Source organism: Cedecea davisae (assembly GCF_044095835.1).
GTDB lineage: Bacteria > Pseudomonadota > Gammaproteobacteria > Enterobacterales > Enterobacteriaceae > Cedecea > Cedecea davisae.
This window is the reverse complement of sequence record NZ_CP172054.1, coordinates 1,200,994-1,220,015: the sequence shown is the minus strand read 5'-3', so window position 1 is coordinate 1,220,015 and position 19,022 is coordinate 1,200,994. Positions and strand designations below refer to the sequence as shown.

At 55.0% G+C, this 19,022-nt stretch carries 18 protein-coding genes and 4 tRNA genes; 11 read left to right on the top strand and 11 right to left on the bottom strand.

The window, feature by feature from the left end; genetic code table 11:
- Window positions 1-41: 41 nt before the first annotated feature.
- Window positions 42-1,457 (bottom strand): glutamate--tRNA ligase, encoded by a 1,416-nt coding sequence (gltX, locus tag ACG1VR_RS06300; protein WP_395490483.1) that lies wholly within the window; start codon window positions 1,455-1,457, stop codon window positions 42-44.
- Window positions 1,458-1,717: 260 nt separating this feature from the next.
- Between gltX and ACG1VR_RS06295 the strand changes: the two genes are divergently transcribed.
- The 5 genes from ACG1VR_RS06295 (at window position 1,718) to ACG1VR_RS06275 (ending at window position 2,936) form a co-directional block, all read left to right on the top strand.
- Window positions 1,718-1,793, top strand: a tRNA-Val gene (locus ACG1VR_RS06295).
- 41 nt (window positions 1,794-1,834) lie between these two features.
- A tRNA-Val gene (locus ACG1VR_RS06290) sits at window positions 1,835-1,910 on the top strand.
- A 34-nt stretch (window positions 1,911-1,944) separates the two neighbouring features.
- Window positions 1,945-2,020: transfer RNA gene (locus ACG1VR_RS06285), tRNA-Val, on the top strand.
- Window positions 2,021-2,023: 3 nt separating this feature from the next.
- A tRNA-Lys gene (locus ACG1VR_RS06280) sits at window positions 2,024-2,099 on the top strand.
- A gap of 471 nt (window positions 2,100-2,570) precedes the next feature.
- Window positions 2,571-2,936, top strand: a complete 366-nt coding sequence (locus ACG1VR_RS06275) for a FlxA-like family protein (protein ID WP_039898535.1) — start codon at window positions 2,571-2,573, stop codon at window positions 2,934-2,936.
- Here the strand turns inward: ACG1VR_RS06275 and ACG1VR_RS06270 are convergent.
- On the bottom strand, window positions 2,933-3,862 hold the full coding sequence (locus ACG1VR_RS06270) for a LysR family transcriptional regulator (protein WP_395490482.1): 930 nt from the start codon (window positions 3,860-3,862) through the stop codon (window positions 2,933-2,935). The genes ACG1VR_RS06275 and ACG1VR_RS06270 overlap by 4 nt on opposite strands.
- A gap of 90 nt (window positions 3,863-3,952) precedes the next feature.
- Here ACG1VR_RS06270 and ACG1VR_RS06265 point away from each other — a divergent pair, with 90 nt between their 5' ends.
- Window positions 3,953-4,948, top strand: coding sequence for a bile acid:sodium symporter family protein (locus ACG1VR_RS06265; RefSeq protein WP_395490481.1), 996 nt, complete (start codon window positions 3,953-3,955; stop codon window positions 4,946-4,948).
- Here ACG1VR_RS06265 and ACG1VR_RS06260 read toward each other — a convergent pair.
- The 3 genes from ACG1VR_RS06260 to zipA all read right to left on the bottom strand — a co-directional run bounded on the left by ACG1VR_RS06260 (window position 4,945) and on the right by zipA (window position 8,217).
- Window positions 4,945-5,160 (bottom strand): DUF3820 family protein, encoded by a 216-nt coding sequence (locus ACG1VR_RS06260; RefSeq protein WP_016537559.1) that lies wholly within the window; start codon window positions 5,158-5,160, stop codon window positions 4,945-4,947. The two genes, ACG1VR_RS06265 and ACG1VR_RS06260, sit on opposite strands and share 4 nt — an antisense overlap.
- Window positions 5,161-7,179: an NAD-dependent DNA ligase LigA gene (ligA, locus tag ACG1VR_RS06255; protein ID WP_395490480.1), complete on the bottom strand. Its 2,019-nt coding sequence runs from the start codon at window positions 7,177-7,179 to the stop codon at window positions 5,161-5,163. It lies immediately after the preceding gene.
- Between the two features lie 66 nt (window positions 7,180-7,245).
- A complete protein-coding gene (gene zipA / locus ACG1VR_RS06250) occupies window positions 7,246-8,217 on the bottom strand; it encodes a cell division protein ZipA (RefSeq protein WP_395490479.1) in 972 nt (323 codons plus the stop codon).
- Between the two features lie 230 nt (window positions 8,218-8,447).
- On the opposite strand from zipA, the gene cysZ reads away from it, so the two are divergent.
- The 5 genes from cysZ to crr all read left to right on the top strand — a co-directional run bounded on the left by cysZ (window position 8,448) and on the right by crr (window position 13,286).
- Complete coding sequence (cysZ, locus tag ACG1VR_RS06245) at window positions 8,448-9,209, top strand: sulfate transporter CysZ (RefSeq protein ID WP_395490478.1); 762 nt, start codon at window positions 8,448-8,450, stop codon at window positions 9,207-9,209.
- 157 nt (window positions 9,210-9,366) lie between these two features.
- Window positions 9,367-10,338 (top strand): cysteine synthase A, encoded by a 972-nt coding sequence (gene cysK, locus ACG1VR_RS06240; protein WP_395490477.1) that lies wholly within the window; start codon window positions 9,367-9,369, stop codon window positions 10,336-10,338.
- Between the two features lie 371 nt (window positions 10,339-10,709).
- Window positions 10,710-10,967, top strand: coding sequence for a phosphocarrier protein Hpr (ptsH, locus tag ACG1VR_RS06235; protein ID WP_002913505.1), 258 nt, complete (start codon window positions 10,710-10,712; stop codon window positions 10,965-10,967).
- Window positions 10,968-11,011: 44 nt separating this feature from the next.
- Entirely contained in the window at window positions 11,012-12,739 is a 1,728-nt protein-coding gene (gene ptsI / locus ACG1VR_RS06230; protein WP_016537565.1) for a phosphoenolpyruvate-protein phosphotransferase PtsI, read from the top strand.
- 43 nt (window positions 12,740-12,782) lie between these two features.
- Window positions 12,783-13,286 (top strand): PTS glucose transporter subunit IIA, encoded by a 504-nt coding sequence (gene crr / locus ACG1VR_RS06225; RefSeq protein ID WP_172569313.1) that lies wholly within the window; start codon window positions 12,783-12,785, stop codon window positions 13,284-13,286.
- A 54-nt stretch (window positions 13,287-13,340) separates the two neighbouring features.
- Here crr and pdxK read toward each other — a convergent pair whose 3' ends face one another.
- The 6 genes from pdxK to ACG1VR_RS06195 all read right to left on the bottom strand — a co-directional run bounded on the left by pdxK (window position 13,341) and on the right by ACG1VR_RS06195 (window position 18,995).
- The gene (gene pdxK / locus ACG1VR_RS06220) at window positions 13,341-14,192 is read right to left on the bottom strand and encodes a pyridoxine/pyridoxal/pyridoxamine kinase (RefSeq protein WP_395490476.1); all 852 of its coding nucleotides are present in this window, start codon (window positions 14,190-14,192) and stop codon (window positions 13,341-13,343) included.
- A gap of 19 nt (window positions 14,193-14,211) precedes the next feature.
- A complete protein-coding gene (gene cysM, locus ACG1VR_RS06215; RefSeq protein WP_395490475.1) occupies window positions 14,212-15,123 on the bottom strand; it encodes a cysteine synthase CysM in 912 nt (303 codons plus the stop codon).
- A gap of 72 nt (window positions 15,124-15,195) precedes the next feature.
- Window positions 15,196-16,281 carry a sulfate/thiosulfate ABC transporter ATP-binding protein CysA gene (gene cysA / locus ACG1VR_RS06210; protein WP_016537569.1) on the bottom strand — a complete coding sequence of 362 codons (1,086 nt, stop codon included), beginning with the start codon at window positions 16,279-16,281 and terminating at the stop codon, window positions 15,196-15,198.
- A complete protein-coding gene (gene cysW / locus ACG1VR_RS06205) occupies window positions 16,271-17,146 on the bottom strand; it encodes a sulfate/thiosulfate ABC transporter permease CysW (protein ID WP_016537570.1) in 876 nt (291 codons plus the stop codon). Before cysW ends, cysA begins: the two co-directional genes overlap by 11 nt.
- Window positions 17,146-17,979: a sulfate/thiosulfate ABC transporter permease CysT gene (gene cysT / locus ACG1VR_RS06200; RefSeq protein ID WP_016537571.1), complete on the bottom strand. Its 834-nt coding sequence runs from the start codon at window positions 17,977-17,979 to the stop codon at window positions 17,146-17,148. Before cysT ends, cysW begins: the two co-directional genes overlap by 1 nt.
- On the bottom strand, window positions 17,979-18,995 hold the full coding sequence (locus tag ACG1VR_RS06195; RefSeq protein WP_016537572.1) for a sulfate ABC transporter substrate-binding protein: 1,017 nt from the start codon (window positions 18,993-18,995) through the stop codon (window positions 17,979-17,981). Before ACG1VR_RS06195 ends, cysT begins: the two co-directional genes overlap by 1 nt.
- Window positions 18,996-19,022: the final 27 nt, after the last annotated feature.

The window sequence follows — 19,022 nt, the reverse complement described above, 5'->3', positions numbered from 1 at the left end:
AAGCCGGTGACTCAGCACCGGCTTTTTATATTCTACGAAGCTTATTGCTGCGCTTCGCGCTCGCTGATGAAGTCCAGCGCTTTATTGATGCGCGCAACGGAACGCTGCTTGCCGATAGCGTGTACGGTCACATCCAGGCCAGGGGACTGGCCTGCACCGGTTACCGCAACGCGCAGCGGCATCCCGACTTTACCCATGCCCACTTCCAGCTCATCGGCGGTTGCCTGAATCGCATGATGTACGTTTTCAGCCGTCCAGTCGCTCAGGGCGGCCAGCTTGTCGCGAACCACTTCCAGCGGCTGGCGGGCAACCGGGCGCAGGTGTTTTTTAGCCGCGTCGGCGTCAAACTCGCTGAAGTCTTCATAGAAGTAGCGGCAGGTTTGCGCCATCTCTTTCAGGGTTTTGCAGCGCTCGCCCAGCAGTTTGACCAGCTCGGAGAGCTGCGGGCCGTTGCGGGTATCAATATTTTCCTGCTCGATGTGCCATTGCAGGTGGGTCGCAACGTACTCCGGCTCCAGGGTATTGATGTAGTGATGGTTCAGCCACTGCAATTTCTCGGTGTTGAAGGCGCTGGCCGATTTGCTCACCGCGTTAAGGGTGAACATTTCGATCATTTCGTCACGAGTAAAGATCTCCTGATCGCCGTGGGACCAGCCCAGACGCACCAGATAGTTCAGCAGCGCTTCCGGCAGGTAGCCGTCATCGCGGTACTGCATCACGCTTACCGCACCGTGGCGTTTGGACAGTTTTTTACCGTCGTCACCGTTGATCATAGAAACGTGAGCATACAGCGGAACCGGAGCATTCAGCGCTTTCAGAATGTTAATCTGGCGCGGAGTGTTGTTGATATGGTCTTCACCGCGGATAACGTGCGTGATTTCCATATCCCAGTCATCTACCACTACGCAGAAGTTGTAGGTCGGTGAACCGTCGGTACGACGGATAATCAAGTCATCCAGCTCCTGGTTGCTGAACTCGATCGGGCCACGGATCTGGTCTTCAAAGATAACAGAACCTTCCTGCGGGTTAGCAAAGCGAACTACGCAAGGCTCGTCATCCGCGTGATGTTCATGCCCATGGCGGCAGCGGCCGTCATAACGAGGTTTCTCATTATTCGCCATCTGCTGTTCGCGCAGTGCTTCAAGGCGCTCTTTAGAGCAGTAGCACTTATAGGCCGTACCCGCAGCCAGCATCTCGTCGATAGCCTGGTTGTAACGATCAAAACGCTTAGTCTGATAGTACGGGCCCTCATCCCACTGCAGGCTCAGCCAGTTCATCCCGTCCATAATCGCTTCGATAGCTTCCGGGGTTGAACGTTCGAGGTCGGTGTCTTCTATACGCAGCACGAACTCGCCCTTGTTATGGTGAGCGAAAAGCCAGGAATAGAGAGCAGTACGAGCACCGCCAACGTGCAGATAGCCTGTTGGGCTTGGCGCAAAGCGAGTTTTGATTTTCATTAAACGGCCTTAATTACGCAGAAATGCCGACATTGCGGCAATTGCCAGGGAAAAATTAACAGGCGTCATTCTATCACTGTGCGCTAATTCCTCAATGATGATGCCTGTAGATAGCAGGAAAGCTGATAATCTGATGATAAATCAAACGCCAATACACGTTTCTTGATCGCATCGTTTAATTTTAAGACGAACGAATAAAAACTTTAGAAAAGGCGTTGACTCATTTTCAACTGTCCCTATAATGCGACTCCACAAACCGGGGGTGATTAGCTCAGTTGGTAGAGCATCTCCTTTACACGGAGGGGGTCGGCGGTTCGAGCCCGTCATCACCCACCATCCTTCAGGATGACCCGGAATGTAGTAAGAGATTTAGAGATGGGTGATTAGCTCAGTTGGTAGAGCATCTCCTTTACACGGAGGGGGTCGGCGGTTCGAGCCCGTCATCACCCACCATCTCCTCTTGCAAGAATTAGCAGTACCGAAGTTTGGGTGATTAGCTCAGTTGGTAGAGCACCTCCTTTACACGGAGGGGGTCGGCGGTTCGAGCCCGTCATCACCCACCATTCGGGTCGTTAGCTCAGTTGGTAGAGCAGTTGACTTTTAATCAATTGGTCGCAGGTTCGAATCCTGCACGACCCACCAATGTAGAAAGGCGCCCTAAAGGCGCCTTTTTGCTATTTGTAATTCGTGTTGGGTTCGAACCTGCCGCAGGTTCGACAAAATTGTCGGGAACAATTTTGCATCACCGCTTGCGGTGACCCGCAGGGCGAGTCTCAGGATGAGACGAGTGCATCCTGCACAATCCTCTCACCAATGTAGAAAGGCGCCCTAAAGGCGCCTTTTTGCTATTTGCAATTCGTGTTGGGTTCGAACCTGCCGCAGGTTCGACAAAATTGTCGGGAACAATTTTGCATCACCGCTTGCGGTGACCCGCAGGGCGAGTCTCAGGATGAGACGAGTGCATCCTGCACAATCCTCCCACCAATGTAGAAAGGCGCCCTAAAGGCGCCTTTTTGCTATCTGAGATTCGCCAACCTTCCCCCCAACAAAAAAGCATCAACTTCCCCACCGCCCGGCCGATAACTCCCTTACCATTCCATCAAAGGAGTTATGATGACTACAATATCCAGCAGTGCTTTGCAGGGCGGTCAATTGACGACCAGCACCGCAACCGGATCTTCCTCTGCATCCGGCGGTTCGGATAACAGTACGGCAGCGCAGATTGCCCAGATCACTAAAAAAATTAGTGAGGTAACCCAGAAGCTAAAAGAAGTTTCGAGCACGCCAGACCGCCCTGCCGCAGAGAAGAAAAAACAAGTCGAGATCCTTCAGGCCGAGATCAAAATGCTGCAGGCCCAGCTGGCCCAGCTCCAGCGCAAACAGGCTGAAGAAGCCCAGCAGAAACAAGAACAGCAGCAAATAAAAGCGACCGGAGTGAATAAACCTTCCGACGACCACCAGATTGATATTTATATCTAGTCGTCAATAAATAGAGGATCGCCTTTACGGGCCAGGGTTAACAGCCTGGCCTGCTCGCGTACTACCTGCCAGATTGCCTCTGCCGCCCTGGAAAGCGAACGATTCTTTCGCCTCACCAGCATCAGCTGTCGGTTTACCACCGGCGTTAAGCGCTTCACTACCAGCGGCCTGCCCTGCGGCAGCGGTAAAGCCAGCGCCGGAATAACGCTCAAACCAATTCCCGCTTCAACCATCGGGTAGAGCGTTGTCGGGTGACCAATTTGCTGTGCGACCTCAACCTCAATTCCCTGCGTATGAAACGCTTCATCAATCAGCGGGCGGCTGCCGGAAGCGTAGTCCTGTAAAACCAGCTTCTGCCCCTGCAAGGACTGCCAGGCAACCTGTTCCTGACCTGCAAAAAAATGGTCGCTGCGGCACAACAGTAGAAAAGGTTCCGCCAGCACCGTTTCGCACTCCAGGTCACCCGCCTGAACCGGATCGATAACTACGCCGAAATCCACTTCACCCTGGCGAATGCTTTGTAAAACCCACTGCTGCGAGGCGTCATGCAGCACAAAACGAATATTCGGATAAGCTTGCGTAGCGGCGGCAATCGACTGTGGCATTAAGTGTGCGGAAAGGGTCTGGCTGGCGGCGACGCGCACCGTGCCGCTAAGCCGGTCGCCGACAACGCGCGCATCCAGCAGCGTAGTGGTTAGCTCCTCCAGCAGGCATTCCAGGCGAGGAGCCAGCTGCTCTCCTGCCGGAGTTAACACAACTTCGCGAGTGGTGCGATCGAGTAATTTCACCCCCAGCTCAACCTCAAGCTCCTTCAGACTATGGCTGACGGCCGACTGGCTCAGGCCAATGCTCTCCCCTGCCCGACTGAAGCTCCCGGCATGGGCGACGGCGACAAAAACGCGAAGCTGGCGCAGCGAGTAATTCATCTATTTTCTTCATCAATGCATGTAATAAATCAATTTTATTTCTGAAATCAGCACAAACACAATAGCGCTATTCACCTTTAAGGAATGGCTATGAAATTGCTACGAATTCTCGACCCTTTCACCCTGACGCTGGTTTGCACCGTGCTGCTGGCCTCCTTTTTCCCGGCCGAGGGCAGTTTTGTCGGCTTCTTTGAAGGGCTGACGACCGCCGCTATCGCGCTGCTGTTTTTTATGCACGGGGCAAAACTTTCGCGTGAGGCGGTCATTTCCGGCAGCAGCCACTGGCGGCTGCATTTGTGGGTGATGTGCAGCACTTTCGTGTTATTCCCGGTGCTCGGGGTGCTGTTTAGCTGGTGGAAGCCGGTTGACGTCAGCCCCGAGTTATACAGCGGCTTTCTTTACCTCTGCATTCTTCCGGCTACCGTGCAGTCCGCCATCGCTTTCACGTCTATCGCCGGAGGCAATGTGGCAGCGGCTATTTGCTCGGCCTCAGCTTCCAGCCTGCTGGGGATTTTCCTCTCGCCTTTGCTGGTTGGCCTGGTGATGCACGTCCAGGGCGCAAGCGGCAGCCTGCATCAGGTCGGCAGCATCATGTTGCAGCTGCTGGTACCGTTTGTGGCCGGGCATTTAATGCGGCCGTGGATTGGCGCCTGGGTAGCAAGGAATAAAAAGTGGATAGGAAAAACCGACCAGACCTCAATTTTGCTGGTGGTTTACTCGGCCTTTAGCGAGGCGGTTACGCACGGCATCTGGCATAAAGTTGGCGCGGGTTCGCTGCTGTTTATCGTCGTCTCAAGCATCGTACTACTGGCGATTGTGATGACGGTAAATATTGTGGTCGCCCGGCGCTTTGGCTTCAGCAAAGCCGACGAAATCACGATTGTTTTCTGCAGGTCGAAAAAGAGTCTCGCCAACGGCATTCCGATGGCGAATATTCTGTTCCCGGTGGCGGCTGTAGGTATGATGGTGCTGCCGCTGATGATTTTCCACCAGATCCAGCTAATGGTGTGTGCAGGAATGGCCCGGCGCTACCAGAGAAAAGCCGCAGAGGCCGGTGAAAAACCAGCCGCAGCAGCCAAAGCTTAATGGCGTTTTAAGGGGCGAACCAGGTTATCCAGTCCCTCAACCTTAATCAGCAGCGTCAGGGCCATCAGCTCGCCGAGATGGCCCTGCGGAAACTCTCCCTTTCTGGAGAACCACAGCAAATACTCTTCCGGTAAATCAATCAGCATCCGGCCTTTGTATTTACCAAACGGCATCGCCGTATTGGCTATCTCGATAAGCTGCTCTTTGTCCATTTAGTTACCCAGCAAGCGGATCATTTCCGCCTCGTCGATAACCTCGATGCCCAGCTCCTGCGCTTTAGCAAGCTTGGAACCGGCGGCCTCACCGGCAATCACCAGGTCAGTTTTCTTCGACACGCTTCCGGCCACTTTTGCCCCCAGCTCCACCAGGCGAGCCTTAGCATCGTCCCGGGACATAATGCTGAGTGAGCCGGTGAGCACCACGGTTTTCCCGGCAAACGGGCTGTCGATTTCTTCGGCCTTAATAACCACCGGAGCAGGCCAGTTAACGCCCGCCTCTTCCGTTAGCTGGCGAATCACTTCCCGGTTGCTCTCTTCGGCAAAAAAGTTGAAGGTATGCGTCGCCACGACGATGCCAACGTCCGGCACTTTTTGCAGATCTTCTATACTGGCCGCAATCAGCGCCTCCAGCGAGCCAAAGTGAGCCGCCAGGCCCGCCGCCGTCGCTTCGCCTACTTCACGAATACCCAGCGCGTACAGGAAGCGTGCAAAGGTAGTTTCTTTCGCTTTTTCCAGAGCATCGACAACGTTCTGCGCCGACTTAGGCCCCATGCGATCCAGCCCGGTGAGCTTACCCGCGGTCAGCTTAAACAAATCTGCCGGGGTGTGGACGTACTCTTTTTCTACCAGTTGATCGATTATCTTGTCGCCCATGCCGTCTACATCCAGCGCGCGGCGGGAAACAAAGTGCTTCAGCGCCTCTTTGCGCTGCGCGCCGCAGATAAGACCGCCGGTGCAGCGGGCAACCGCCTCACCTTCTACTCGCTCAACGTCCGAACCGCACACCGGGCAATGGCTCGGGAAGACAATTTCCTGAGTCACTTCCGGGCGCTCAGATTCAACCACGCCGACAACTTGAGGGATAACGTCCCCGGCACGACGGATCACGACCCGGTCGCCGATACGCAGACCAAGACGTTCAATTTCATCGGCATTGTGCAGCGTAGCGTTGCTCACCAGCACACCGGCGACCTGAACAGGCTCCAGACGAGCAACGGGAGTGATAGCGCCGGTGCGCCCGACCTGGAATTCCACGTCGCGAACTGTGGTCATCTGCTCCTGCGCCGGGAATTTAAAAGCCACGGCCCAGCGCGGCGCACGGGCTACAAAGCCCAGCGTTTCCTGGAGCGCGAGAGAGTCTACCTTGATAACCACGCCGTCTATGTCGAAGCCCAGCGTCGGGCGGTCGGCCTCAACCTGATGATAAAATGCCAGCACTTCCTCAGGCGTATTGCACAGGCGGATGCGGTCGCTGACCGGCAGTCCCCAGGCCTTGAACTGCTGGAGGCGTTCCATATGGCTGGCCGGCAGTTCACCGCCTTCCAGCAGGCCAACGCCGTAACAGAAGAAGGTCAGCGGGCGCTTAGCGGTAACGCGAGGATCGAGCTGACGAAGCGAACCTGCCGCCGCATTACGCGGGTTAGCAAAGACTTTCCCACCGGTGCGCCGGGCGTCTTCGTTGATCTTCTCGAAGCCGGCCTGCGGGAGGAAGACTTCCCCGCGAACCTCAACGCGGCGCGGTATATTTTCGCCGGTCAATTTCAGAGGGATCGCACGGATCGTACGCACGTTAGCGGTAATGTTTTCGCCGGTTGTCCCGTCGCCGCGTGTTGCCGCCCGAACCAGAACGCCGTCTTCATACAGCAGGCTTACGGCCAGGCCATCCAGTTTCAGCTCACAGCAGAAAGTCAGCGCATCGGTGCTTTTTAGCCTGTCCTGCACGCGCTTATTAAAAGCCAGGTAGCTCGCCTCATCGAAGACGTTGTCGAGCGACAGCATCGGCACTTCATGGCGCACCTGGGTGAATTCGCTAAGCGGTGCAGCGCCAACGCGCTGGGTCGGCGAATCCTGAGTAATCAGCTCCGGATGAGCCTCTTCCAGCTCCCGCAGCTCACGCATCAGGCGGTCGTATTCCGCGTCGGGAATTTCAGGATTGTCGAGCACGTGATAAAGGTGTTCATGATGGCGAAGCGTGGTTCGCAGCTGAGTGAGTTGTTGTTCGATTGAGTCCATATCGCACCATCAATGATAAAAAACCCCCGACAGGCGGGGGTTCAGGGGAAACGTTCAGGCCAGGATTCAGGCGTTAGCTTCAACAACCTCGCGAATTCTGTCCTGGTACTCGCGCAGCTTCTGCGGAGTCATCATGCGACGCTGATCGTCGAGCACAACGCCGCCAACTTCGTCGGCAATGTGCTGGGCAGACTGCAACATCAACTTAAAGTTTTGTGCCGGATCGCCGTAAGACGGCACCTGCATAAAGATGGTAATGCCAGGGGTAGCAAAATCATCCATGCTTTCCGGGTCAAAGGAGCCTGGCTTCACCATATTAGCGAGGCTGAACAGCACAGGGCCGCTGCCGTCCGGGCTAAGATGGCGATGGAAAATATTCATTTCACCGAATTTGAAACCGGCCTGCTCGATGCTGCTTAACAGCAATTCGCCGTTCAGCATGCTGCCCGCGTGGGCGGCCACGTTCATCACGATAACCGTCTCTTTTCTCTGCGCAACAGGCTGCGGTGCAGGCTCTGCGGCAACAGGTTCTGGTTCAGGCTGCGGAGCAGGCTCTGCGCTGAAGGGCTGAGACACTGGCTGTACCGGCGCGGCTGGCTGAGCCGGAGCGACATGTACCGGAGGCTGAGGCGCAGCAGGGTGCACGAGTTCAGCGGGCTGCTGAACAGGCTCGGCGTGGCGAGGAGGCTGAGCAACAGGTTCCGGCTGACGAGGCTGCGCGGCAGGGCGAGGCTCTGCGGACGCATACGGCGGCTCGTAGTTGTGCTGAGGTGCCTGCGGCTGACGCGGCGCACCTGTATCGCGGGAGGCTGGCTCCTGCGCAGGAGTCACCCGACGGACGCGCACTTCACCGACACCTTCCTCTTCTTCCTCGTCCTCTTCTTCGTATTCGTCACGTTTCGACTTCATACGTTTCAGCGGGCGATCGCGGAACACGGAAGAACGTTCCTTACGGCTGGTCCACAGGCCGTGTACCAGTAAGGCTATTATGGCGATCGCGCCAACAATGATTAATATCAGACGCAAATCCTGCATCATTATATTCTCTGTTGTTCTAACACCTTGCCACCGAGGCAAACATTTACTCACTAAGAGTATTTGCCCATCTGCTCAAGTGCAAGTGCGAGCACGGTTTTCTCATCATAAAGATAGCTTAAGGGCACCTTTTCGCTGTTTTTTCGACCAAATCCTGGCGGGTTTTTCTCAATACAGTCGGTTATGATAGCCCCGCAGCTTACAGCATTGACCTAAAAGGAGTCTGTTCAGATATGGTTTCATCTTCCGGAGCCGCGCCGCGTAGTGGCGTTTACTATTTTTCTCAGGGCTGGAAACTGGTACGCGAGCCGGGCATTAAGCGCTTTGTCGTGCTGCCGCTGCTGGTGAATATTTTATTGCTTGGTGGAGCCTTCTGGTGGCTGTTTACCCGCCTTGATATCTGGATACCGGCGATGATGAGCCACGTTCCGGACTGGCTACAGTGGCTTAACTATCTCCTCTGGCCGCTGGTGACCGTTTCCGTGCTGCTGGTGTTCGGCTATTTCTTCTCGACCATAGCCAACCTGATCGCCGCCCCGTTTAGCGGGCTGCTGGCCGAGCATCTGGAAGCGAGGTTAACCGGCGCTACCCCGCCGGATACCGGCGTTGTCGGTATCATGAAAGACCTGCCGCGCATTATGAAACGTGAATGGCAGAAACTCGCCTGGTATCTGCCGCGCGCCGTGGTTCTGCTGCTGCTGTACTTCATCCCCGGTATCGGCCAGACGGTCGCGCCGGTACTGTGGTTCCTGTTCAGCGCGTGGATGCTGGCCATCCAGTATTGCGACTACCCGTTCGATAACCACAAGGTACCGTTTAAGCAAATGCGTATTGCGCTGCGGGAGAAAAAGGTCGTCAACATGCAGTTTGGCGCGCTGGTGAGCCTGTTTACTCTGATCCCCGTGCTCAATCTTTTCATCCTGCCGGTCGCCGTTTGCGGCGCAACCGCGATGTGGGTGGACTGTTACCGCGGCAAACATGCTCTGTGGAAGTAACGCCCCGGAAGGGAGAAAGCTTATGCCATTGCTTATTCCAGGTTGCATTGGCTTATTTCCCTTCCACATATAGATATGCTATTTCCTTACTTCCGCATATTTCCTGAGCGGGTATGCTGAACCGGTATCCCAAAATTCAGACAGTTAAGGACGAGCCATGAGTAAAATTTATGAAGACAACTCCCTGACAATCGGCCATACGCCGCTGGTTCGCCTGAACCGTATCGGTAATGGACGCATTCTGGCGAAGGTGGAGTCCCGCAACCCAAGCTTTAGCGTCAAATGCCGTATTGGTGCCAACATGATTTGGGATGCCGAAAAACGCGGCGTGCTCAAGCCTGGCGTTGAGCTGGTTGAACCGACCAGCGGTAATACGGGGATTGCTCTGGCTTACGTGGCGGCGGCTCGCGGCTACAAGCTGACGCTGACCATGCCGGAAACCATGAGCATCGAGCGCCGCAAACTGCTGAAAGCGCTGGGCGCGAACCTGGTGCTGACCGAAGGCGCTAAAGGCATGAAGGGCGCGATTCAGAAGGCAGAAGAAATTGTTGCCAGCGATCCGGCTAAATACCTGCTGTTGCAGCAGTTCAGCAACCCGGCTAACCCGGAAATCCACGAAAAAACCACCGGCTCGGAAATCTGGGAAGATACCGACGGTGAAGTAGACGTCTTTATTGCGGGCGTGGGTACCGGCGGCACGCTGACCGGCGTCAGCCGCTATATCAAGAACACCAAAGGCAAAACCTCGCTGATTAGCGTGGCGGTTGAGCCAACCGACTCTCCGGTTATTCAGCAGGCGCTGGCAGGCGAAGAGCTCAAGCCTGGTCCGCACAAAATTCAGGGCATCGGTGCCGGTTTTATTCCGGGCAACCTGGATCTTAAGCTTATCGATAAAGTGGTGACTATCACCAACGAAGAAGCGATTTCTACCGCCCGTCGCCTGATGGACGAAGAAGGTATTCTGGCCGGGATCTCCTCTGGCGCGGCCGTTGCGGCTGCGTTGAAGCTTCAGGAAGACGAAGCCTTTACCAACAAGAATATTGTGGTTATCCTTCCGTCCTCCGGGGAGCGCTATTTGAGTACTGCACTGTTTGCCGATCTGTTCACTGAGAAAGAACTGCAACAGTAATGCCAGTATTTGATATATGCTTAAAAAAGCACCCGAGAGGGTGCTTTTTTGTGGCGCACATCAAAGTTTCACCCTCATCGGCATTGCTTTCACCCCCGCAGGTCTGGTATTTAACCAGCAATTATTTTGATGCGCGAAATTAATCAAGCTGTGAGATGGGCCTGCTGAATCGATTTAACGATTTGGTGGATATTCGCTTTTCACGGCATAATGGATACGGATCGGCGAAACGCTTCTGGCGTCTTTTTCGCGGTTCCCAGGCATCCGGTGCCTCGTTCCATCAACGTTGGCGCTAACGATACAGGCTAAAGTTTGGCCGCCAGGCTAGACTTTAGTTCCACAACACTAAACCTATAAGTTGGGGAAATACAATGTTCCAGCAAGAAGTAACTATTACCGCTCCGAACGGTCTGCATACCCGCCCTGCTGCTCAGTTTGTTAAAGAAGCGAAAGGCTTCACTTCAGAAATCACCGTGACGTCTAACGGCAAAAGCGCCAGCGCTAAGAGCCTGTTCAAACTGCAAACTCTGGGCCTGACTCAGGGTACCGTAGTGACTCTCTCCGCTGAAGGCGAAGATGAGCAGAAAGCCGTTGAGCATTTAGTAAAACTGATGGCTGAACTCGAGTAAGTTCTGGGTTCTTCGTAAATATCAGTCACAAGTAAGGTAGGGTTATGATTTCAGGCATTTTAGCATCCCCGGGTATCGCTTTCGGCAAAGCACTTTTGCTGAAGGAAGATGAAATTGTCATCGACCGGAAGAAAATTTCTGCCGACAAAGTTGAGCAGGAAGTTGAACGTTTTCTCAGCGGGCGCGCCAAAGCATCCGAGCAGTTAGAAGCGATCAAAATTAAAGCTGGCGAGACCTTCGGTGAAGAAAAGGAAGCTATCTTCGAAGGCCACATTATGTTGCTGGAAGACGAAGAGCTCGAGCAGGAAATCATAGCCCTCATCAAAGATAAGCTGGTCACCGCGGACGCTGCGGCGTACGAAGTGATTGAAGGCCAGGCGACGGCTCTTGAAGAGCTGGACGACGAATACCTGAAAGAGCGTGCTGCTGACGTGCGCGACATCGGTAAGCGCCTGCTGCAGAACATTCTCGGCCTGAACATTATCGATTTAAGCGCAATCAAGGATGAAGTTATCCTGGTTGCTAAAGATTTGACCCCGTCAGAAACCGCACAGCTGAACCTGAAAAAGGTGCTGGGTTTCATCACCGATATCGGCGGCCGTACCTCCCATACCTCCATCATGGCGCGTTCTCTGGAACTGCCTGCGATTGTGGGCACCGGTAGCGTTACCTCTGATGTGAAAAACGACGACTATCTGATCCTCGATGCGGTTAACAACAAAGTTTACGTTAACCCGACCAACGAGCAGATCGAAGAGCTGCGTGCGGTTCAGCAACAGGTTGCTTCTGAGAAAGCCGAACTGGCTAAGCTGAAAGACCTGCCTGCTATCACCCTCGACGGCCATCAGGTAGAAGTTTGCGCCAACATCGGTACCGTTCGTGATATCGACGGTGCAGAGCGCAACGGTGCGGAAGGTGTGGGTCTGTATCGTACCGAATTCCTGTTCATGGACCGCGACTCGCTGCCAACTGAAGAAGAGCAGTTTGCCGCGTATAAAGCCGTTGCTGAAGCCTGCGGCTCTCAGGCGGTCATCGTTCGTACCATGGACATCGGCGGCGACAAAGAGCTGCCGTACATGAACTTCCCGAAAGAAGAGAACCCGTTCCTCGGCTGGCGTGCAATTCGTATCGCCATGGATCGCAAAGAGATCCTTCACGCTCAGGTTCGCGCCATTCTGCGTGCTTCCGCCTTCGGCAAGCTGCGCATTATGTTCCCGATGATCATCTCCGTTGAAGAAGTGCGTGCGCTTAAAGCAGAGATTGAGCTTCTGAAAGCGCAGCTGCGCGAAGAAGGGAAAGCGTTCGATGAAACCATCGAAATCGGCGTAATGGTTGAAACCCCTGCGGCAGCGACGATTGCTCGTCATCTGGCCAAAGAAGTTGACTTCTTCAGCATCGGCACCAACGATTTAACTCAGTACACCCTGGCAGTTGACCGCGGTAATGATATGATTTCACATCTTTACCAGCCAATGTCACCGTCCGTACTGACTCTGATTAAGCAAGTTATTGATGCTTCTCATGCAGAAGGTAAATGGACCGGTATGTGTGGTGAGCTTGCGGGCGACGAACGTGCTACACTTCTGTTGCTTGGGATGGGCCTGGACGAATTCAGTATGAGCGCCATTTCTATCCCTCGTATCAAGAAGATCATCCGTAACACGAACTTCGAAGATGCGAAAGTGTTAGCAGAGCAGGCTCTTGCTCAACCGACAACGGACGAGTTAATGACGCTGGTTAACAAGTTCATTGAAGAAAAAACAATCTGCTAATTCACGAGATGCGGCCCAAATTACTGCTTAGGAGAGAAGGCTAATGGGGTTATTTAGTAAACTGTTCGGTGACAAAAGCAATAGCGACACCGGGACCATTGAGATCGTTGCTCCACTGTCTGGCGAAATTGTTAATATTGAAGATGTGCCGGATGTAGTGTTTGCTGAAAAAATCGTTGGTGACGGTATTGCTATCAAACCAACCGGCAACAAAATGGTTGCTCCGGTTGACGGTACTATCGGTAAAATCTTCGAAACTAACCACGCTTTCTCTATCGAGTCCGATAGCGGGATCGAGCTGTTCGTTCACTTCGGTATCGACACCGTTGAACTGAAAGGTGAAGGTTTCAAACGCATCGCCGAAGAAGGCCAGCGCGTCAAGAAAGGCGACGTAGTCATTGAGTTCGATCTGGCACTGCTGGAAGAGAAAGCCAAGTCTACCCTGACTCCGGTTGTTATCTCCAACATGGACGAAATCAAAGAGCTGATCAAACTGACTGGTAGCGTGACCGTAGGCGAAACGCCGGTTATCCGCATCAAAAAGTAAATTTGATTGCATCGAAAAAGGCACCTTCAGGGTGCCTTTTTTATTGGGCTGCGTTTAGCGCGGTAGCACCAACTCATCAAGCTGATTTTGCTCAGTCCAGGCCATGACCTCAAACACCCGATGCGCCGCCTCTCCTGCCGCCTCTGCAACCTTTTTCCCTTCAAGCAGCCGGCTCACCAGCTCGGCGCAGAACAGGTCGCCAGTGCCTTTAAGGTCGGTCACCACGCGCTCGTGGCTCATAACCTCTACCGCCTCAGCCGTTACGGTTACTACGGAAATTGCCCGCGGATCTTTCGCCGGAGCGCTGGTAATCACCACCCAACGAAGCGTTTCTGAAAGCAGACTTTTTGCCGCCTCCACCGCCTGCTCAAGCGTGCCGCACGGCATACCGGTCAGTATTTGCAGCTCAAACAGATTCGGCGTTAAGCCCTGAGCCAGCGGCAAAAGCTCGCTGCGGTAAGCCTCGGGGATCCCCGCCTTCACGTAGATGCCGCTGTCGGTATCACCCATCACCGGATCGACAAGAATAAGCAGTTCAGGGTGGCTCATACGTCGTTCACGCAGCCACCCGGCAAGCAGATGGATTTGCTCCGCACTGCCCATATAACCTGTCGTAACCGCCTTAAGATTACGCAGGGCATCCCGCTCTTCAAGCGCCCGCAGGTAGCCGCTAAACCATTCAGCCGGGATAACGCCGCCGTAGAAGGTGTCGTAATGCGGCGTGTTGCTAAACAGCACCGTCGGCACCGCCATTGCTCGCCAGCCGTGCTGCGCGATAGCCGGTATTGCTATGCTGTTGCCCACGCTGCCATACACCACCTGAGACTGCACCGCGACAATATCCGCCTGCAGCGACCTGCCCGCGTTATGAAACAATACCGACTGTATATCGTTATCCTGAGCCATCTTCCCTCTCCTTTACGGGTTAGATACCCGCGCCCTGAACGTAGCTCTCTTCGCCAAATACGCCTGTTGAAAGATAACGGTCGCCCCTGTCGCAAATAATTGCCACCACAACCGCTCCCGGATTTGCCTTCGCCACCCGCAATGCTCCGGCCACCGCGCCACCGGAACTTACGCCGCAGAAGATCCCTTCTTCCATCGCCATGCGGCGCATGGTTTGCTCGGCTTCGACCTGAGACATATCAATCACTTCATCCACCAGCGACGGGGTATAAATCTTCGGCAACCACTCTTCTGGCCAGCGGCGGATCCCCGGAATGCTGCTCCCCTCTTCCGGCTGTAGCCCAACAATCTTCACGGGCTTATTTTGCTCACGCATAAAACGCCCCACGCCGGTAATGGTTCCGGTGGTGCCCATGCTGGAAACAAAGTGGGTGATGCGCCCTTCGGTCTGACGCCAGATCTCCGGCCCGGTGGAGGTATAGTGCGCCAGCGGATTGTCCGGGTTATTAAACTGGTCGAGAACTTTGCCCTCGCCGCCATCGGCCATTTGCTGCGCCAGCTCGCGTGCGCCTTCCATTCCCTGCGCTTTGCTCACCAGAATCAGCTCCGCGCCGTAGGCCTGCATCGCCGCTTTGCGCTCCATACTCATGTTGTCCGGCATCAGCAGCTTCATGCGATAGCCTTTCAGGGCGGCTATCATTGCTAGCGCGATTCCGGTGTTGCCGCTGGTCGCCTCGATTAACGTGTCGCCGGGTTTAATGTCGCCGCGTTTTTCCGCCTGAACAATCATCGACAGCGCCGCGCGATCTTTAACCGATCCCGCAGGGTTGTTGCCTTCCAGCTTGACCCAAATTTCGCTGCCGTTATCAAGCCCGCTGCGCTGCAGCCGAACCAGTGGAGTATTGCCGATGGTGCTTTCTAAAGTGATCACTTGCCTGCCCGGAATAGAATAAAAAAAGCGGCCACATGGGGCCGCTTATGCGTGTCCTGTTGGGGTAAATTATCAGGCGGATTGCGCCAGGTCTACACCCTGAATACGGTTGCCGCCGTCGTACAGGCGCGCATTTTGCAGCCCAACAAACAGGCGTTCGCCGCGCTGTGGGATTTGCTGCTCTTTCAGCACCACGGTTAACGGCTCGTCGTACCAACCTAACGGCTGCACAACCAGCTGCATATAATGGCCGCGCGGACTGACTTCCAGCACCTGCACCGGCAACGGCGAGTCAAGATTGGTGCGTCGGCTCACGTCCACTTCCCACGGACGCAGGAACAAGTCGACTTCCCCCTGATAAGCCGGGGTAAAACCGAGTGGCCAGCGGTGCGCACCGACGTGGAACTGGCTGCCGCGCACGACGCCTTTCAGGCGGTTAACTTCGCCGAGGAACTCCAGCACGAAGCGCGTTGCCGGTTCACGCCATACCGACTCAGGCGTATCCACCTGCTCGATATTCCCCTGGCTCATAACCACCACGCGGTCGGCGACTTCCATCGCTTCCTCCTGGTCGTGAGTCACAAAGACGCTGGTAAATTTCAGCTCTTCATGCAATTCACGCAGCCAGCGGCGCAGCTCTTTACGCACCTGGGCATCCAGGGCGCCAAAAGGCTCATCCAGCAGCAAAATCTGAGGCTCTACCGCCAGAGCGCGGGCCAGCGCCACGCGCTGCTTTTGCCCACCGGAAAGCTGGGCCGGGTAGCGGTCCGCCAGATGGGACAGCTGCACCATTTCCAGCAGCTTTGTCACCTTGCGCTTAATTTCCGCAGAGGAAGGACGTTCGCGGCGCGGCAGCACGGTCAGGCCGAAGGCGATATTGTCGAACACCGACATATGGCGGAACAGGGCATAGTGTTGAAACACAAAACCCACTTTGCGGTCGCGGGCGTGCATACGGCTGACGTCGGTGCCGTTGAAGCTAATGCGGCCGCTGTTCTGATGTTCCAGGCCGGCGATAATGCGCAGCAGCGTGGTTTTACCGGAGCCTGAAGGCCCGAGCAGCGCCACCATCTGACCAGAAGGGATATCCAGCGAGATATCGTTCAGCACCTGGGTGCGACCAAAAGACTTCTTAATATTGGCAATATCAATGCTCATGATTTTCCTCCTGCTTGAGGCGTTTTTCCTGATTATTCAGGCGCCACTGCACTGCACTCTTTAAGAACAAGGTTAAAACCGCCATCAGGGTTAACAGTGCCGCGGCGGTAAACGAGCCGACGGTGTTGTAGTCCTGTTGCAGCAATTCAATTTGTAGCGGCAGCGAGAACGTCTCGCCGCGAATCGAGCCGGAAACCACCGACACCGCGCCAAACTCGCCGATGGCGCGGGCGTTGGTCAGCACCACGCCATAGAGCAGCGCCCAGCGAATATTCGGCAAGGTAACGCGGCGGAACATCTGCCAGCCGGAGGCACCAAGCAAAATAGCGGCCTCGTCTTCCTGGCTGCCCTGGCTGAGCATCACCGGCACCAGCTCGCGCACCACAAACGGGCAGGTCACGAAGATGGTCACCAGCACCATGCCCGGCCAGGCAAACATTATTTGCAGGTTATGGGCATCAAGGAAACCGGCCAGCGGGCCGTTGGAGCCGTAAAACAGCAGGTAAACCAGGCCCGCCACCACCGGCGAAACGGCGAACGGGATATCCAGCAGCGTAAGCAGCAGCTGGCGCCCCGGGAAGTTAAAGCGCGTCACCAGCCAGGCCAGCAGCGTGCCGAACACCAGGTTAACCGGCACGGTTATCAGGGCAATCATCACCGTCAGCCAGATGGCATGCAGCATGTCCGGGTTGGCGATATTTTGCAGGGCAGGCATCAGCCCTTTGGAGAAGGCTTCAACAAAAATTGAGGCAACCGGCACCACCAGAATCAAAAAAGAGACCAGCACGCCGATGGCAATAAGCGTCCATTTCCCCCAGTTAATGCGGGGGCGATTATAGGTTTTCAAAGCGGTTACATCCGTCATCAGTGGCCCACCACGCGCCGACCAAAGCGGCTCTGCAACGTGTTAATGCTGAACAGCAGCAGTAAAGAAGCCGCCAGGATTACCGAGGCAATAGCGCTTGCCGCCGGGTAGTCAAACTCCTGCAGGCGAACAAAAATCATCAGCGAGGTGACTTCCGTTTTCCACGCGATATTACCGGCGATGAAGATAACCGCGCCAAACTCACCGAGGCTGCGGGTGAACGACAGCGCAACGCCCGCCATCAGCGCCGGGGAAAGCTCCGGCAGCACCACGCGGCGGAAGCTCTGCCAGCGCGTTGCGCCCAGCGTTTCCGCGGCTTCTTCGTATTCGGGGCCAAGCTCCTCAAGCACCGGCTGTACGGTACGCACCACGAAAGGAATGCTGGTAAACGCCATCGCCACCGCTATACCGAGCCAGGTGTAGGTCACTTTGATACCAAACTGCGCCAGCCACTCGCCGTACCAGCCGTTAACCGAAAACAACCCGGCCAGCGTTAAGCCCGCTACGGCAGTCGGCAATGCAAAAGGCAAATCCATCAACGCGTCAAGCAGGCTGCGGCCCGGAAACTGATAGCGGGTAAGAATCCACGCCATCAGCAGGCCAAACACGCCGTTAAATATCGAAGCCAGCCCGGCGGAAAGCAGCGTGACTTTATACGCCGCCACCACCTGCGGGTTGGTGATAACTTCCCAATACTGAGACAAAGACATTTGTGCGAGCTGCATCACCAGCGCGCTCAGGGGCAGCAGCAGGATCAGGCAAACAAACAGCAGGCTGGTGCCGAGGCTAAGGGTAAACCCCGGCAGTACGCGTTTTGAGCGACTGACAAACATCAACTACGCCCCGCAGCTAACAGTTTGTCCAGCTCCCCGCCGGTGGCGAAATGAGTTTTCATCACTTCCGGCCAGCCGCCAAATGCATCTTCAACGCGGAACAGCTCGGTCTGCGGGAATTTATCCTTCAACTTGTCCATTACCTGCGGGTTATTCACGCGGTAGTAGTAGTCGGTAATGATGGTCTGAGCCTGAGGGCTGTAGAGATAGGTAAGATAGTCCTTAGCCGCCTTCTCGGTGCCGTTAGCCTTCACGTTTTTATCCACCCAGGCGACCGGGAATTCGGCAAGAATATTCACCTTAGGCACCACAACCTCGTAGCCGTCTTTTGCGTACTGATTGCTGATGTTGTTCACTTCAGATTCAAAAGAGATAAGCACGTCGCCCAGCCCACGCTCCACGAACGAGGTGGTTGCGCCGCGGCCGCCGGTATCAAACACTTCGACGTTTTTCAGGAACTGCGTCATAAACTTTTCGGTTTTAGCTTTATCGCCGCCGTCGGCTTTATCCGCCGCGCCCCAGGCTGCCAGATAAGTGTAACGTGCATTGCCGGAGGTTTTTGGATTCGGGAAAATCAACTTCACGTCCGGGCGTACCAGGTCGCTCCAGTCGTGGATATTTTTCGGGTTGCCCTTGCGCACCAGGAAAGCCATGGTGGAATAAAACGGCGAGCTATTATTCCCGAGACGGCTCTGCCAGTCGGCCGGGATCAGGTTGCCTTTATCGTGCAGGATCTGCACATCTGACACCTGGTTATAAGTTACAACGTCAGCTTTTAAGCCCTGGAGAATAGCCAGCGCCTGTTTTGATGACCCGGCATGAGATTGTTTAATCGTCAGCTTGTCGCCGTTATTCTCCTGCGCCCACTGTTTTTCAAACGGTGGATTCAGCGCGGCAAACAACTCGCGTGACACATCATAAGAGCTATTCAGCAGCTCTGTTGCGTGGGCAGTGCCTGCCAGCAGCAAAGAGACAGCGAGCGCGTTCCATACTTTTTTAACTGAACCGATTGCCATGTTTCGCCCTTATAGATGTCATGAAAG